Consider the following 16,864-nt stretch of genomic DNA (forward strand, 5'->3'; position numbering starts at 1 on the left):
TATCTAGAGCGATTCACCAAAGTAATACGTCTAAAAAAAATATTCTTCTAACCACAAAACCCACGCATGCGTAACATCTCATTTTTTAATAAAGTTAGACTAAGGTAACGCTTGCGTATTACTTCATCCTATGGTCAGATCGCCGCCTAACACAACAACCTTAATTAAACCTTGATTTAAGTCATGGCGAACTTGGCATCAAGTTCTCGATTTACGTCAGCCGTAGGAACAAATGTATGCTCAACATTTTCCTGATAACTCTTGCTGTGCTAGCACTATTAAGCATTATTTTTGAAGAAGTTACCCACCTAAACAAAGCAAAAACCACCCTATTCTTTGGCTGTGTTGCCTGGATAACCCTGTTTGTCGCAGCTCGTGATCCTAGCCACCAACACCTGATTGCCGAACAGTTAAATGAGAACATACTTGAAATTGCGACACTGTGGCTGTTCTTGATGTCAACCATGACCTTTGTTGCCTACCTTAACGCTAAAGGCATGATACAAATTTTGGTGCAGAAGCTGTTTCCGCAAAAAGTTTCTGTTCGAATGTTAATGATCCAAGTAGCCTTATTCTCATTAGTCCTATCAGCCATCTGTGACAACGTCACCGCGACCCTAGTTTCACTAGGACTATTGACCACTTTCCAACTAGAAAGTCAGATGAAACGCCGGATGGCGGTACTCATTATTTTTGCAGTGAACTCTGGCGGTGTCGCCCTCATCACTGGCGATGTGACCACCTTGATGATTTTCCTCGGTGGACATGTGCATATCTCGCAACTGTTAATCCTATTCATCCCTGCGGCGATTAGCGTCATGTTACTGGCAGTACTCTTCTCTTTAAAAGCCGAAGGCCATGTCAGCACTACCCCAATTAAGCGCCAATACAATAAGATTGACGTGCTAATTGCGCTGATTTTTTTAACCACCATTATTCTTACCATGGTGTTAAATATTTTCTTTGGTATTCCACCTGTATTGACCTTCCTATCTGGGCTGTCGATTATGTTCTTAGTCGGCACCACCTCTCGCAGCAACAAAGAGGAGCTGCAGATCCTGGAATATATCCGTCAGGTCGAATTTGATACCTTGCTGTTCTTCCTTGGGATCTTGTTACTTGTGGGTATGCTTAAGGAGATTGGTACCTTGCATCTTTTGACTGAAGTGTACGCAAAGTTCGATCCAAACATCTCTAACTTTGTTACTGGTATAGGTTCTGCACTATTGGACAACGTGCCGCTCACCGCTGCATTATTAAAGGCTGAGCCTGTATTGACAACACCTGAATGGCTTGGCTTAACCTACTCTGTAGGTGTTGGTGGCTCACTATTGGTCATTGGTAGTGCAGCGGGAATTATCGCCATGAGTAAGGTTAAGGAACTCACCTTCGTGACCTACCTTAAATATGTTCCCGCATTGACCTTATGCTATAGCTGTGGCTATGGATTGACCTTGCTATTGGCATACAAGTTTTTCGGTTAACAGCCACCACCCAAGACACCTAAAAAGCAAAAGGCGATGAAGTGATTCATCGCCTTTTTGTGTCAGGAACATTGATGCACACACCAGAGTGTCAATTTCCCATGAATGGATAGAAATTAACCGGTAGAAACTGGTCTTGTATCTAGTCCAACCATTTGTTTGCTAGATTGCGGGCACCTTAAATTCAGTCCCAGCGACTTCTAACACGACATCACGCGGTCTAATCTCAACAATGGTTAATTTCCCGCCAATTTTATCGCCTTGCTGCAACTCAGCCCCATCGACATTTAACCAGCGGTTATTAGGATCGCTGGCATAAACATGAGCCAAGATATTAAACTCTGGCACCTGCAACTGCACTCCAGCGGGTAACTCTCCATATTTAGGCAGTTCATCGGGCTTAGGTGTTGGTATAGGGTCCAGTTTAGCTTCTGTCACTGGTGTGGCGACGGCGTTTTCTATCTCCACCTCTTTCAGTGCAGCCTCAAATGCTGCCAGTAAATTACTTGATGCTTCAGCACTAACAGGTTGCGCTTGCGGTTTTGATTCTAGCCCGACATCCAGTGCGGCATCGTCGACTTGCTGTTTTAACGAATTAAGCACTTCTTGGCCACGCTGATTGCTGTTTGCTCCCAAGATTATCGGCTCTTGGGTTTGTTGCACTGACAGAGCACTCGTCTCTTTGGGTGCAGCATAGGCAATGGTACGTGAGCCTGCTGCAATATTTGGCTCAACAACTTGATTGCGATTTGGAACCGAATTCTGCTGAGTCTGCTGTGGGCGTGCGACAGCCATTGGCAAGGCCACTTTGCCCGCCAATTGCACACTTGATGTTGCTTGAGGCTGCTGCGTTAACGCGCTGTGCTGACTATCAGGCTTAGTCGCAGACTGTTGCACCACAGGTTCGATATCACGCCCTTGATTTGTGCCAGACGGCACGTTGGTACTCAATAACCAAGCAGAGCCTACCGCTAACAGCAATAGCGCAACAAAGCCGGCGATTTTGAGCCCTAAATGTTTGCTCTTATTCATCTGTTGGTATTGAGCACGCGGCGTGATCACCGGATCAATAACTTGGTCTTGCTGTTTAGCGCGCGTCACCGCGTCGAGTAGGATAGACATTAATAACGTCCCTCACTCTCTTGTAAGCGCGGTCCCTGATTACTGAGATACAAATTGAGTTGTACTAACGTCTGACTGCCAGCTATCGCATCAGCACGCAGACCATGTTGACGTTGGAAATCCTTTAGCTGCTGCTCGAGTTCGCTATCAAAATAGCTGACGAGTCGCGGCGACTTGTCTTGAATATGAGCTAAGGCATTTTCTAACCACTGTATTTGCGATACTGGAGCACTGCGACCAATCTCTTGTGGTTGGTTGCTAGGCGCTTGCCATAACAGCTCAAAAGTGCCGCTAAAGTGGCGATTAAACCAATCTCTGTCAACCCAGAGTTGCTGCTCTGAGAGTTGCAGTAATAGCTGCTCTCCTTGACGTGAAACCACAGTGCCATAAAACGGCTCTTGTTGATCATCTTGTAAATAGACCACTGCAGGATAGTTTAATCGAACGATTGAGTTCCAATTGCCCTGCTGCTGAAAACAGGCCAACCCCTGTTGCTGTGCTGACTGGCATGCAGTTAAGCCGATATACGGGGCTTTACCCCACAGCCCAAGAATGCTGGCATAGGCGGTGTCTATGCTACGGCTTTGGGCTATTGCACTTCTGAGCACCTGCTGGTTGGCCGACAAAGACGGGCTCTTCGTTGGTGCTGCAGCGGGTGGCTGTTGCTGTGGCTCGCTTGTCGCTGCCAATGGCTTTGGTGTATCAGCTTGCAACTGATTGTGATTAAACAGGTAAAAAGCGCCAGCAAAGGTAGACACGACAGCAATTGCTGCGGCAATCTGCAGGAGTCGGCTTGGTTTCTTAATCTCTTCGCCCAGCACTTCGCTCGCTGCCGTGCTAACCATATTCGCATCTATCGGTACTTTCGATTGCGCATATCCCGCCATTAAGGCGCGTTCACATAATAAGTTGATGAGACGCGGAATCCCGCCGCTGTATTTATGCAAGGCCTTGATGGCTTTGCGATGAAACAAGGGTTCATGACGTCCGCCCACCTGCAAGCGGTGTTGCACATATAGCGCAATCTCCTCCTGCGTAAGCGGCAAGAGGTGGTAACGAGCGGTGATCCGCTGTGCCAACTGCCTAAGCTCTTGGCGCTTCAATAATTGCTGCAGCTCTGGCTGGCCAATTAAGATCACCTGGAGTAATTTTTTTGTATCCGTTTCTAGATTGGTCAGCAGACGCAACTGCTCCAACACGTCAGCCCTTAGATGTTGCGCCTCATCGATAATCAGCACCGTATTGCGGCCTTTATCATGATTGGCGAGTAAGAATTGGCTAATTTTATCGGTAAGCTGCTTTAAGCTGGGTGATTCCCCATACGTAATCGAGAGTTCATCACAGAGGGTGGCGAGTAACTCAAGTTCAGTTAATGACGGATTCAAAATAAAAGCGGTATCGGTATTTTCTGGTAACTGATTGAGTAGGCAGCGAGAAACTGTAGTTTTTCCAGTGCCGACTTCACCGGTCAATAAAACAAAGCCCCCGGTTTCCCCCAGCCCATAGGTCAAGTGAGCCAACGCCTCTCGATGCCGATCGCTCAAAAACAGATAATGGGGATTGGGTGCAATAGAAAATGGGTTATCGCTAAGTCCGTAAAACGCTTTGTACATGCAGCCTTCAGTCCGAAAAAATAAATGACGGTTCAAATTAATCCTTAGGCGCTACATTGTCAAAACTTCGCCCTAAATAATTGTGAAGCAGTGGCGATCTATTTGTACGAAATAACCCAAGGGCCATGCTAATCTATAAGCAAGTTCAATTAAGACAACACCTAACGTGAAAATCTATTTAGTTGGCGGCGCTGTCCGCGACCAATTGCTGCAACTCCCCATAAAAGATCGCGACTTCATGGTGGTGGGCTCGACGCCGCAAGAGATGCTGCAACTGGGCTATAAACAGGTTGGCAAAGACTTTCCTGTGTTTTTACATCCGAAAACGCAACAGGAGTACGCCTTAGCACGTACCGAGCGCAAAACCGCCGCTGGCTATGGTGGTTTTAGTTGTTACGCCGCCCCAGATGTCACCATAGAAGAGGATCTGCTGAGACGGGATCTTACTATTAACGCCATCGCTCAAGATGATGCGGGGAATTTGGTCGACCCCTACGGCGGCCAACGCGATATTGAACGGCGTCAACTAAGACACGTATCCGACGCCTTTGTCGAAGACCCACTGCGTGTGCTACGAGTGGCGCGATTTGCCGCTAGGTTTCACCATTTAGGCTTTAGCGTTGCGCCTGAAACCTTAACCTTAATGCAAACTATTGCTGCTAGTGGTGAGTTACAAGCACTAACCCCAGAGCGTGTATTTTTAGAGCTAGATAAAGCCTTAAGCTGCCAGTCACCACAAGTGTTTATTGAGGTCTTGCGCCAGTGCCATGCGCTACCTATCTTGTTCCCTGAAATAGAAGCGTTATTTGGCGTCCCACAACCCGAAAAATGGCACCCAGAGATTGATACAGGCACCCATACCCTGATGGTGCTCGAGCAATCGGCTGCGCTATCAAGCAATAATGCCGTCCGTTTCGCCGCACTAGTCCATGATCTCGGCAAAGCACTCAGTCCCAAAGAGAGTTTACCCAAGCACCACGGCCATGGACAAAAGGGCTTAGCGCCTATTAAAGCCTTATGTGAGCGAATTAGAGTACCCAACGAGTATCGAGACTTAGCATTATTAGTGAGCGATCTTCACCAGAATATTCACCAAGCGTTTGAGCTTAGACCAGAGACCATCATCAAACAGTTCGATAAAGCCGACCTGTGGCGAAAACCAGAACGCCTAGCACAGATACTATTGGCCTGCGAAGCAGACATGAAAGGAAGAACGGGTTTTGAAGCTCAAGACTATCCACAGGCAAATTATTTAACTTCATGCTTTAACGCCGCTAAAAATATCGACATTAAACCCATTATTGCGTCGGGCTTCAAAGGCGCCGATATTAAAACAGAACTCCAGCGTCAGCGTATCGAAGTCGTTGCTGAATGTAAGACGACATTGGCGTCGAAGTACGACTAACAGCAAGTAATAGTTAAATTTTAGTGATCATTCACCATTTTTCGTCCAAAAAGCGGCCTCACGCTTGCTTTTAAAGGTTGATGAGATATTGTATTAGTACCTTAGGGTGAAAATTCATAGCAAAATAAAATAGCTATGACATAATTAACCAGTTGCAGTTGTATTTTCGGCTGCTCCATTTCAATCCAACTTATTTAAAGGGATTTCCCAATGAACAAAAAAGTACTGATGATTGCTGGCGTAGCAATGACTGCCCTTCTTGGTGGTTGTGCAAACACTACTGCTCTAGAAGAGAGCGTTGCGAACCTAGGCAACAAGGTTGATCAATTATCAGCTGAAGTTAGCTCTCTTAAGTCAGAGCAAGGCGCTCTTTCTGCAGACGTTAAAGATGCAAAAGCTGCTGCGATGGACGCACAAGCTGAAGCTAAGCGTGCTAACGATCGCATCGACAACATCGCTTCTTCTTACAAGAAGTAATTTGTCTGTATCGGCAACACATCTGTGTTGCCGATATATTTCCTCCTCTGCACAACCTCTCTCCTTCTCTTTGCTCCATCTTCTAAAGCGACTCTAAATCAATATACGCTCAACCTTGCCAGTGATATCAGCAAATGATTCATCCCCTAAATTTTTGCCGCCCAGCCAGATATCTCAAAGAATTTCTCCCCAGCTTAAAGCACAAAAAAAGCGCCCCGAAGGACGCTTAATCAATTCACCGCAAATGTTACTGCGCTAAAGCATCGGCATCTAGCACGGTAAATGCCTCTTGAGCAATATTCATCGGAATACCATTTTGTGTCAGCAAGGCATCGTTGGCCTTATCACTATCAACATGGCTCTGGCTAATAAATTTCACGATTTTACTATTAAGGCTAATCACCTTCTCGCGCTGCTCATGCTCAGATTCAGACAATGGCGAGTGCACTTCAATAATGTGGCGACCGTCTGGCTCTGCCGAGATCTTTACCGTCTGATTAATCACACGCACGCTATCGCCATATTTAGCTTGATTAAATAGCCATTCAATATCATCAGGATTGAGGCGAATACAACCCGCACTAACGCGCATGCCGATACCAAAATCTTTGTTGGTGCCATGAATAAGGTAGCTGCCATCGCCATAGGAGAGTTGCATGGCATACTTGCCCAGCGGGTTATCTGGACCTGCTGGCACCACACGAGGTAAGACTTCACCGCGCTCACGCAGATGTTCGGCACGTAAACTCGCCGGTGGCGTCCAACTTGGATTGGGAATACGAGCTTTAATCTTAGTGGTCATCTCAGGCGTTTCACGACCAATACGACCAATGCCCACCGGGAACACATGCACTTCTCGGCCATTTTTTGGATAATAGTAGAGGCGTAGTTCAGGCAGGTTAATTACTATGCCTTTACGCGGAACATCTGGCAGTAGCATCTGCGTTGGAATAACCAGTGCCGTGCCGACCGTTGGCAGAAAAGGGTCAACACCTGGATTTGTTTCCATTAGCTCTAAGATGCCAATATTGTATTTATCGGCAATTGTCTTAAAGTAATCACCTTTTTCAACCACATGGGTCTGCAGTTCACCAATAAGGCGGCCGCCATTTGTAGGCAGCGAATAGACATTGGCCTGAGCAAACAGTGGCGATAAACTCAAGATGAGCAACAGCATTTTACGCATCATCAATATGGGTTCCGATAAAAACATGAATAATAGGCTCAAAGATTACCCTGAGCCGCTCCAATTTTCTAGCTAATCCACTACTTATCTGCAGTCTCGTCAGCGAATTTTTGGCTAACCGATACAAAAAAATCTATCTCTAGTTCGGCAAAACTTGCCGCAAGAATTTGCCGTTTGATTTTCTCGCTTGCCCGCCACGCATAGGGCGTCATTTCCAGCAGCGTCAGCGCATCTTCACCGCTCATGTCCAATTTGAAGCTAATGCGTTCTTGGCTAAGTAAATGTTGCCCTTTAGGCACACTCACATCGCCATTTTTCTCTGACAAACCGTTATAAAGAAACTCTTTTACCTGCCAAAGATGACGTGGGCCGGGTGATACCTGCACAAAAAAGCCATTGGGCTTTAATACTCTTAGCAGCTCCTTGCCTTTTAGTGGCTTGTCGACAAGGGTTATCAAGTCAAAACTGTTGTCGGCAAAGGGCAGTACTTTTAATTGGCTCACAATGTAAGTGGCATCAGCATGGCTTTTTGCCGCAGCAAACATGGCATTTTCCGCCTCACCGACACCCGTCTGCTGGCATTCAATATCATGTTCTGACAATGCACTGGCTAGCGACCGCAGAAAAAAACCCTCGCCACAATCAAAATCGAGGTGCGCTAGTGGCTCGCCATTTTGTGATACCGCTAACGCCTCAACTAATTGATTGCGCACAGCAGCAAGCATAGGTTCAAAGACACCAGACTCCAGCAAGAAACGTTTAGCACGCATCAGCTGCCTAGAATCGATGTGAGGCTTCTTAGCTTGGCTAAATACCCAGTATCCCTGCTCATTTTTATCCAGATGATGTTTATTTTCACAATGCAGGCCTTGAGACGCCTCATGAATACTCATGGGGGCTTGGCAAACAGGACACAAATAATGACTTTTCATTGGCTCTCTTTAACTGACTCTGGGTAATTAGGTTTAGCTCATTAATCGCTTAGGAAAAAATAACGACGCAAAGCACCGCACCCAATACTAGACGATAAATAACAAAAGGTGTCATGCCCATGCGGCTGATGATTTTCAAGAAGTAGTGAATACATAAATAAGCTGCGACAAATGAAACAATCGTTCCAAGTACGAGTGCTTGATAGTCAATATTGACACCGCTTTCAAAGAGATCTTTCACCACTAAAATGGCCGCCCCTAAACTAACAGGTACCGACATTAAAAATGAAAATCTTGCCGCCGCCTCACGGCTCAAACCTAACATTAGCGCCGCCGTAATGGTGGCACCAGAACGTGAGGTTCCGGGGATCAAGGCCATAGCTTGCGCGATACCAATCACTAGGGCTTTTTTCCAGCCCACTTGAAACTCATTAAAGCCTTCACGATTCATTCTGTCAGCCCACCAAAGCAGTAAGCCGAATACTATGGTAGTGAATGCGATCACTTCAATATTGCGCAGATGGGTCTCAATAAACCCTTTTGCAGTAAAACCGACAATGACGGCTGGTATGGTGGCGAGAATAATCCACCAAGCTAATTTGCTCTCTTCATTTTGTTCACGCTTAACAATACTGCCTGTCCAAGCGTTAAACATAGACCAAAGCTCACGGCGAAAATAGATAACCACCGCCAATAACGAGCCAGTATTAACCGCGACATCAAATGTTAAGCCTTGATCTTCCCAGCCCAATAACTGCGCGGGTAAGATAAGGTGCGCTGAGCTTGAGATCGGTAAGAATTCAGTAAGGCCTTGAATCAAAGCCAATACAATTACCTGAAAAGTGTCCATGTTTATCCTTTAAAAATGTCTTAATAAGACCAATGAAACTCTATTGGCCACAACTTTTGCTGTGACTTGTCATAATTATCCCACAGGGATTGGTAAGATTGATGCGCAAGCGGATGGCTTAAATCAGGGGCTATCTCAGCAAGTGGCCAAAGCACAAAGGCATTGGTGGTGATTTCAGCCCTCGGTAATTCAACAGGCGTTGTGACCACGCAATCGTCATAAAGCAGTAGATCGATATCTAAGGTACGTGGGCTAAATTTCTTAGCACCTATCTTGCGGCCATTATCTTGCTCAATCTGCTTAAAGACGGCGACCACCCCAGCAATATCAAGCTCGGTGTCGGCAGCGACCACCATATTCAGGAAGTTACTCCCATTAAAGCCCACCGCCTCACTTTCAAACACAGAGGACAAACACAGATTTGAAAAATGCGCTGATAAGGCCTTTAACCCCGCATTAAAATACCGCTCTGGCTCTATGTTACTGCCAATACTGATAAATATACGCGCCATGATGTTATAGATGACCTCGCTCTATCTCGACGCCAACCGCTGCAGCACTCGGTACAGCGCCAGGCTTCATCACCCGCACTTTGACCCAAGGCACATTAAACTCATCCATCACACATTTCGCACAGCGTTCGGCAACGGTTTCAATCAGCTCAATGGGCTTTTCAGTTATCAATGCAGTAAGGCGATTTGACACAGTTTCATAGCAAAGTGCATGTTGATAATCATCACTATCTGCTGCGGGGCGATTGTCCCAGGCCATCTCAAGATCAATAAGCAAGTTCTGATGGATCTGTTTTTCCCACTCATATATTCCAATCACAGTTGCAACGCTCAATTGTGATATCAGCACCTTGTCCATAATGCCTCCCGCTAGGCAAATAAAATGTGGCAAAAAAAGAGGTCTAATAAGCTAAGCCGGATAATCTCGGTATAATTGCAAAATTGAACCGATTACCCCTTTCGTACAGCGCAAAACCCAAGTAGGATAAGCTGCTGTAATAGTGGGATAATGGGATATAAATGTTACATAATAAACCTAACAAGCAATAAATATCACTTGCGAACCCATGCACAAAATACAAGGTTTAATCAGGCGCCTCAATACTAGGCCGCGATGATACCCTAAGAAGGATAAGGAAACCAATTTGAGCTTAACACTGTTGACCCTAGCGATGATATTAACCGCCTATCTAGCCGGTTCAATTTCAAGCGCTGTGCTAGTGTGTCGACTTCGAGGCCTACCAGATCCTCGCAATGAAGGTTCTGGCAATCCAGGTGCCACTAACGTACTGAGGATCGGCGGCGCCAGTGCTGCGGCCATGGTGTTGCTATTTGATATGCTTAAAGGCGCAATTCCTGCTTATTTGGCCTTTAGATTGGGTCTTGATGCGGTATCGTTAGGGCTTATCGCCATTGCAGCCTGTTTGGGCCACATTTTTCCGATATTTTTTAAGTTTAAAGGTGGTAAAGGGGTCGCAACCGCTTTTGGTGCGATGGCACCTATCGGCGCAGACCTATCACTTGCACTGGTGGCGACTTGGATGGTGATGGTACTGATATGTCGTTACTCTTCACTGGCGGCCATCACTACAGCCCTGTTAGCCCCAGTCTACACTTGGTACTTCGATGAGCGATTTACATTGCCTGTCGCCATGTTATCGGTACTCATTGTGATCCGTCACCGAGAAAATATTCACCGTTTGCTCAAAGGCGAAGAGTCTAAAGTCACGCGCAAAAAGAAAGACAAGGCGTGACCCAGCAGTGAATGCTAACGACTAATATTTAGCAAGCACAGCAGGCAGGTGACACCGCAGTCGTTACGCCATAGTCATTACACTGGTGGCAATGAATCTAATGGCCAGCGAGGCATCCCTTTCACCGCTAAATCTTCAATCTGCCCCGCTTTTAATCGTTGCAACCCAGCATAAGCAATCATAGCGCCATTGTCGGTGCAGAACTCACCACGCGGATAGTAGACCTTACCGCCTAAGCTTTGCATCATCTCAGCCAATGACTCGCGTAAGCGGCTATTTGCACTCACGCCGCCAGCAATAACCAGACGGTTATAACCCGTCTGTTTAAGGGCGCGCTTACACTTAATAGCTAACGTGTCGACGACAGCTTCCTCAAAGGCTCTGGCAATATTAGCGCGAGTCTGTTCATCATCAGGCTCGGCAGCAATCGTATTCGCCGCAAAGGTTTTAAGGCCTGAGAAACTAAAATCCAAACCAGGACGGTCAGTCATTGGCCGTGGAAAACGGTAATGGCTAGGTTCACCTTTGGCTGCCAGTTTTGCCAAGCGAGGACCGCCGGGATAATCCAGCCCCATCAATTTGGCGGTCTTATCGAACGCTTCACCTGCGGCATCATCTACCGACTCACCAAGTACTTCATAACGCCCTATCCCTTCGACAGCGACCATCATAGAGTGGCCACCAGAGACAAGCAGCGCCAAGAAAGGGAACTCAGGCACATCTTCCTCTAACATAGGTGCCAGCAGATGACCTTCCATATGATGTACACCAACGGCTGGCTTGCCCCATGCAAACGCTAAGGCGCGGCCAACACATGCGCCCACAAGTAATGCTCCAACTAAACCCGGACCCTTAGTGTAAGCAATGCCGTCAATATCATCTTGGGTGCAGTTAGCATCACTTAAAGCTTGCTTAATTAATGGAATAATCTTGCGAACATGATCGCGCGAGGCCAATTCAGGCACCACTCCACCATAATCGGCATGCAACTTAACCTGACTATATAATGCATGAGATAACAGCCCTTTCTCGTCGTCATAAACGGCTATTCCAGTCTCATCACAAGATGTCTCTATTCCAATAACTCGCATCGTTTTAAATCTACCTCAATTTAGTTGCCGCCGATTTTACCTGCTTGAGTGACATTATTCCAATAGAGTTAACTAACAAGGCAGACCTCGCATCGCAACGACAATAAAGCGCGAAAACCCGCGTCAGAATAAGATAGGCTGCTAAACTTGATCCCTGTGGCGAACAAAGATCGAAAATAGGATCGCGATAAGGGGTTTACAAACGGTTGCTGCTCGGTATAGAATTCCGCACCATTTTTAAATTAACTTGGGTTAAGAAATTAACTCAATACAACCTACACCTAAGGGGTGATGGCGTATGCCAATTATTAAAGTACGTGAAAATGAACCATTTGACGTAGCTTTACGTCGTTTCAAGCGCTCTTGTGAAAAAGCTGGTATCTTAGCCGACGTTCGTGCTCGTGAATTTTACGAGAAGCCAACTACTGCACGTAAGCGTGCTAAAGCCGCTGCAGTTAAGCGTCTTGCTAAGAAGCTTTCTCGCGAAAATGCGCGTCGCGTACGTTTATACTAATCTCTTATGAGCCTAATTGATCAGCTAAAAGACCAAATGAAAGAGGCCATGCGCGCTAAAGAAAAGCTGCGTCTGGGAACTATTCGTATGGCACTGGCAGCCGTCAAACAGATTGAAGTGGATACCCGCGAATCTCTGAATGATGATCAAGTCATAGCCGTCTTAACCAAAATGGTTAAACAACGACGCGATTCGATTGCTCAATATGAAGCAGCCGGTCGTGACGAGCTAGCGCAAGCCGAAGCAAGTGAGATTCAAGTTCTTGAAACTTTCCTGCCTCAACCTCTTTCACAAGAAGAGGTTGCTGCGTTAGTCGAGGCAACTATCCTTGAGGTAGCGGCATCATCGATGGCGGATATGGGCAAAGTAATGGGAGCATTAAAACCTAAAGTACAAGGACGAGCTGACATGGCGGCAATTGGCGCTATGATTAAGGCGAAACTTCAGTAACTTAGTTTTTGATGTATGAATGAGCCGTGCTTCTGCACGGCTTGTTTGTTTATATCTATCTGTTCTCTTTCGCGAAAGGCGGCATTTATACAGCAATGGCGATACCTCGTGATTTTATCAATGAGCTTGTAGCTCGCACCGATATTGTTGATCTTATCGATGCTAAAGTGCCCTTAAAAAAAGCGGGTAAAAATCACTCTGCCTGCTGTCCGTTTCATAGCGAGAAGTCCCCATCATTTACCGTTAGCAGAGACAAACAGTTTTATCACTGTTTCGGTTGTGGCGCCCACGGCAACGCTATCGACTTTGTGATGGAGTATGACAGATTAGACTTTGTTGATGCCGTTGAAGATCTTGCCGGCAGACTCGGTGTAGACGTCCCGAGAGAGCAAGGTACAGGCAAGCGCAAAGATGAAGGCTTAAGCAGAGATCTCTACCAGTTAATGGAAGAGTCGAGTCTGTTTTTTCAAAAGCAGCTTAGGCAACATACAGATAAACAAAAAGTGCTCGACTATTTGTCACATCGAGGACTGTCTGATGAAGTAATAGACCACTTCAATATTGGTTTTGCACCAGATGGCTGGGATGGCTTATTAAGCCGTTACAGACAAAACCAAGAGTCACAAGACAAATTACTTACCGCAGGTATGGTAATTGAAAATGACAGCGGCAAACGTTATGACAGGTTTCGCGACCGTTTAATGTTTCCTATCCGCGATAGACGCGGCAGAGTCATTGGTTTTGGTGGCCGTGTTTTAGGTGATGGCACACCCAAATACTTGAATTCGCCAGAAACGCCCATATTTCATAAAGGTTATGAGCTCTACGGTTTGTATGAGCTCAAGCAGCGTCACCGAGATCCGCAGCAAATATTGATTGTTGAAGGATATATGGACGTCGTCGCGCTAGCACAATTTGGCGTAGACTATGGTGTAGCCTCGCTTGGCACATCGACCACAGCTGAACAATTTCAGCTGTTGTTACGTAGTGCAAAAGAGGTGATCTGTTGTTATGACGGCGACAGAGCAGGCACAGAAGCGGCATGGCGCGCATTAGAAACCGCCCTACCCTTAATTAAACCAGGCGATCAAGTGAAGTTTATGTTCTTACCCGAAGGGGAAGATCCTGACTCTCTCATACGCCAAATAGGTAAAGAGAAGTTTGAACAGTCAATAGGAATCGCTAAATCGTTACCTGACTTTCTGTTTGAAACCTTGGCCACGCGACACGGCACAGATAAAGGCACCTTAGCTAAACAAGCGATGGCGCTAATAGAAAAAGTACAAGACACTGTTTTACAAAGTTTACTGCTAGAGAACCTAGCCTATAAACTGGGGATGAACAGTGCCGAAGAACTTAAGCGAAAACTAGGCTTTAATGTAAAAAGCCAAAGCAAGTCGCTACAAAGTAAAGCACTTAAGGGACGTGGAACACCATTGCGACTAGCCATCGCACTGCTCGTTCAACACCCGCACTTGGGCAATGAACTGCCCGAGCAAAGAGCGCTAAAACATATAAAGATGACAGGCATCGAATTGCTTATCCTCTTGTTAGACCGAACTCGAGCAGACAACATAACCAGCGCACAACTACTTGAACAGTTCAGAGGTGATGACCAGTTAGACACCCTGAAAAAACTGACCCAATGGGACCATCAAGTGGCGGATGAAAACTTGCAGCAAGAGTTCAAAAAAGCCTTGGTATGGCTAAACAATCAATATATTGAACAGCGATACCAGGAATTGAGCTTAAAACAGCACCATACTAAAGAAGAGCGGATGCAACTTAAAAAGCTCATTGCTGTGATGCAAGGTCAAACTTAGAGCAAAATTTGTCTCAATAAGTAATGACTTGGACTAGCACAGCAAAGCACACACGGCTATAATTGACGATTTGCGCGGCATAATTGCCCGTCGTTTAACTGTTACCCAACTTGGATGATATCTATGGAGCATACTCCGCAGTCGCAACTTAAATTGTTGCTTGCCAAAGGTAAAGAGCAAGGTTACTTAACCTATGCAGAAGTGAATGACCACTTACCTGCAGATATGGTCGATTCAGACCAGATCGAAGATATTATCCAGATGATTAATGACATGGGTATTCGCGTCTATGAGCAGGCGCCGGATGCCGATGACATCATGATGTCTGAAGACAGCACCGATGAAGATGCTGCCGAAGAAGCTGCCGCAGCACTGGCTACGGTTGAAGCTGAACTGGGACGCACAACAGACCCTGTCCGTATGTATATGCGTGAAATGGGTACAGTTGAACTTCTGACACGTGAAGGCGAGATTGTTATCGCTAAGCGTATCGAAGAAGGTATCAATACAGTTCAAGCCTCAGTAGCTGAATATCCTCAAGCCATCTCAATGATCCTTGAGCAGTATGACCGCTACGAAGCTGAAGAAGTCAGACTATCTGATATTATCTCTGGATTTGTTGACCCTAATGCTGATGATGTTGCGCCTACCGCGACACACGTTGGCTCTGAGCTCTCAGACGAAGAGCTTGATGACGAAGATGAAGAAGATGATGACGAGGATGACGACGAAGAAGATGACACGCCAAAGGGTCCTGATCCTGAGGAAGCTCGCGAGCGTTTCGCTCAACTTCGTGAAGCGCATACCAACGGATTAAAAATCATCGAGTTGAAGGGTCGAGATCACCCTGAAGCTATTGGTGCATTATTCGTTATCGGTGAAATCTTCAAAGAGTTTCGTCTAGTTCCTAAGCAGTTTGACCGCTTAGTAAAAAGCATGCGCGAAATGATGGACAAGGTACGTGTTCAAGAACGTCTCATCATGAAGCTCTGTGTTGAACAAGCCAAGATGCCAAAGAAAAACTTCGTTAAGGTTTATACCTCAAACGAAAGCAGCATCGAATGGTTTAACGAAGAGATCGCAGCGAAGAAACCTTATGCAGAAGGCTTGGAGATGGTTGCTGATGACGTGAAACGTTGTCGCGCTAAGCTCGATGCTATCGAAAAAGAAACCGGTCTTGCTATTGCAGCAATCAAAGATATCAACCGTCGCATGTCAATCGGTGAAGCGAAAGCGCGTCGTGCGAAGAAAGAGATGGTTGAAGCGAACTTACGTCTAGTAATTTCTATCGCGAAGAAATACACCAACCGTGGTTTACAGTTCTTGGATCTGATTCAAGAAGGTAATATCGGTCTGATGAAAGCGGTAGATAAGTTTGAATACCGTCGTGGTTATAAGTTCTCAACTTATGCAACATGGTGGATCCGTCAGGCAATCACTCGCTCTATTGCTGACCAAGCAAGAACGATCCGTATTCCTGTGCATATGATTGAAACCATCAACAAGCTTAACCGTATCTCTCGTCAAATGCTGCAAGAGATGGGTCGTGAACCATCTCCTGAAGAGTTGGCAGAGCGCATGTTAATGCCTGAAGATAAGATCCGTAAGGTACTTAAGATTGCTAAAGAACCTATCTCAATGGAAACCCCTATTGGCGACGATGAAGATTCGCACTTAGGTGACTTTATTGAAGATACGACGCTTGAGCTACCTCTGGACTCAGCCACAGGCGAAAGCTTGAAGAACGCGACTCACGAAGTCTTAGCAGGCCTAACGGCCCGTGAAGCCAAAGTGCTGCGTATGCGCTTTGGTATCGACATGAACACTGACCACACCCTAGAGGAAGTGGGCAAGCAGTTTGATGTTACCCGTGAGCGTATTCGTCAGATTGAAGCTAAGGCACTGCGTAAGCTGCGCCACCCTTCTCGCTCAGAGATCTTAAAGTCATTCTTAGACGAGTAACCGCTCGTTAGTTTGACCCATTTAAAGCCCAGCCCTAACGCTGGGCTTTTTATTTTATGGCCTTAAAAACGTAAGATTGATTAACAGATAACCACTTGAATTCAAACTTAGGATTTGAGCGAAAAACTGGGGTGACAAGCGCTTGCAAACCTCGTATACTTCTCAGCGCTTTCGATAGTGACGACTATCT

At 46.1% G+C, this 16,864-nt stretch carries 16 protein-coding genes; 8 read left to right on the forward strand and 8 right to left on the reverse strand.

Going from position 1 to position 16,864, the window contains the following annotated elements; all coding sequences use genetic code 11:
* Window positions 1-236: 236 nt before the first annotated feature.
* Entirely contained in the window at window positions 237-1,484 is a 1,248-nt protein-coding gene (gene nhaD / locus L876_RS0102070) for a sodium:proton antiporter NhaD (RefSeq protein WP_028762273.1), read from the forward strand.
* 162 nt (window positions 1,485-1,646) lie between these two features.
* Here the strand turns inward: nhaD and L876_RS0102075 are convergent, their stop codons facing one another.
* Window positions 1,647-2,606: a general secretion pathway protein GspB gene (locus L876_RS0102075; protein ID WP_028762274.1), complete on the reverse strand. Its 960-nt coding sequence runs from the start codon at window positions 2,604-2,606 to the stop codon at window positions 1,647-1,649.
* Window positions 2,606-4,219, reverse strand: a complete 1,614-nt coding sequence (locus tag L876_RS0102080) for an ExeA family protein (protein ID WP_028762275.1) — start codon at window positions 4,217-4,219, stop codon at window positions 2,606-2,608. The genes L876_RS0102075 and L876_RS0102080 overlap by 1 nt, the downstream gene beginning before the upstream one ends.
* A gap of 166 nt (window positions 4,220-4,385) precedes the next feature.
* On the opposite strand from L876_RS0102080, the gene L876_RS0102085 reads away from it, so the two are divergent.
* Both L876_RS0102085 and L876_RS0102090 read left to right on the forward strand, forming a co-directional pair.
* Window positions 4,386-5,624 carry a multifunctional CCA addition/repair protein gene (locus L876_RS0102085; RefSeq protein WP_028762276.1) on the forward strand — a complete coding sequence of 413 codons (1,239 nt, stop codon included), beginning with the start codon at window positions 4,386-4,388 and terminating at the stop codon, window positions 5,622-5,624.
* A gap of 210 nt (window positions 5,625-5,834) precedes the next feature.
* Window positions 5,835-6,101: an Lpp/OprI family alanine-zipper lipoprotein gene (locus L876_RS0102090; RefSeq protein ID WP_028762277.1), complete on the forward strand. Its 267-nt coding sequence runs from the start codon at window positions 5,835-5,837 to the stop codon at window positions 6,099-6,101.
* A gap of 247 nt (window positions 6,102-6,348) precedes the next feature.
* On the opposite strand, the gene L876_RS20885 is transcribed toward L876_RS0102090, so the two are convergent.
* From L876_RS20885 to folB, 5 genes are all read right to left on the reverse strand, one after another.
* Window positions 6,349-7,290, reverse strand: a complete 942-nt coding sequence (locus L876_RS20885; protein ID WP_081730621.1) for a L,D-transpeptidase family protein — start codon at window positions 7,288-7,290, stop codon at window positions 6,349-6,351.
* 77 nt (window positions 7,291-7,367) lie between these two features.
* Entirely contained in the window at window positions 7,368-8,219 is an 852-nt protein-coding gene (locus tag L876_RS0102100) for a methyltransferase domain-containing protein (RefSeq protein ID WP_028762278.1), read from the reverse strand.
* Window positions 8,220-8,268: 49 nt separating this feature from the next.
* Complete coding sequence (locus tag L876_RS0102105) at window positions 8,269-9,069, reverse strand: undecaprenyl-diphosphate phosphatase (protein WP_028762279.1); 801 nt, start codon at window positions 9,067-9,069, stop codon at window positions 8,269-8,271.
* A 20-nt stretch (window positions 9,070-9,089) separates the two neighbouring features.
* Window positions 9,090-9,581, reverse strand: coding sequence for a 2-amino-4-hydroxy-6-hydroxymethyldihydropteridine diphosphokinase (folK, locus tag L876_RS0102110; protein WP_028762280.1), 492 nt, complete (start codon window positions 9,579-9,581; stop codon window positions 9,090-9,092).
* A 4-nt stretch (window positions 9,582-9,585) separates the two neighbouring features.
* Complete coding sequence (gene folB / locus L876_RS0102115; protein WP_028762281.1) at window positions 9,586-9,939, reverse strand: dihydroneopterin aldolase; 354 nt, start codon at window positions 9,937-9,939, stop codon at window positions 9,586-9,588.
* A gap of 286 nt (window positions 9,940-10,225) precedes the next feature.
* On the opposite strand from folB, the gene plsY reads away from it, so the two are divergent.
* Window positions 10,226-10,834, forward strand: coding sequence for a glycerol-3-phosphate 1-O-acyltransferase PlsY (gene plsY, locus L876_RS0102120; RefSeq protein ID WP_028762282.1), 609 nt, complete (start codon window positions 10,226-10,228; stop codon window positions 10,832-10,834).
* A 77-nt stretch (window positions 10,835-10,911) separates the two neighbouring features.
* On the opposite strand, the gene tsaD is transcribed toward plsY, so the two are convergent.
* Window positions 10,912-11,925, reverse strand: a complete 1,014-nt coding sequence (gene tsaD / locus L876_RS0102125; protein ID WP_028762283.1) for a tRNA (adenosine(37)-N6)-threonylcarbamoyltransferase complex transferase subunit TsaD — start codon at window positions 11,923-11,925, stop codon at window positions 10,912-10,914.
* A gap of 298 nt (window positions 11,926-12,223) precedes the next feature.
* Between tsaD and rpsU the strand changes: the two genes are divergently transcribed.
* The 4 genes from rpsU (at window position 12,224) to rpoD (ending at window position 16,674) form a co-directional block, all read left to right on the forward strand.
* Window positions 12,224-12,439, forward strand: a complete 216-nt coding sequence (gene rpsU, locus L876_RS0102130; RefSeq protein ID WP_006080725.1) for a 30S ribosomal protein S21 — start codon at window positions 12,224-12,226, stop codon at window positions 12,437-12,439.
* A 6-nt stretch (window positions 12,440-12,445) separates the two neighbouring features.
* A complete protein-coding gene (locus tag L876_RS0102135; RefSeq protein WP_028762284.1) occupies window positions 12,446-12,889 on the forward strand; it encodes a GatB/YqeY domain-containing protein in 444 nt (147 codons plus the stop codon).
* A gap of 95 nt (window positions 12,890-12,984) precedes the next feature.
* Window positions 12,985-14,712: a DNA primase gene (gene dnaG / locus L876_RS0102140; RefSeq protein WP_028762285.1), complete on the forward strand. Its 1,728-nt coding sequence runs from the start codon at window positions 12,985-12,987 to the stop codon at window positions 14,710-14,712.
* 123 nt (window positions 14,713-14,835) lie between these two features.
* Window positions 14,836-16,674 (forward strand): RNA polymerase sigma factor RpoD, encoded by a 1,839-nt coding sequence (gene rpoD, locus L876_RS0102145; RefSeq protein ID WP_028762286.1) that lies wholly within the window; start codon window positions 14,836-14,838, stop codon window positions 16,672-16,674.
* The last annotated feature ends 190 nt before the right edge of the window (window positions 16,675-16,864 follow it).

The sequence above is a fragment of the Shewanella colwelliana ATCC 39565 genome (assembly GCF_000518705.1).
In the GTDB taxonomy this organism is placed as follows: Bacteria; Pseudomonadota; Gammaproteobacteria; order Enterobacterales; family Shewanellaceae; genus Shewanella; species Shewanella colwelliana.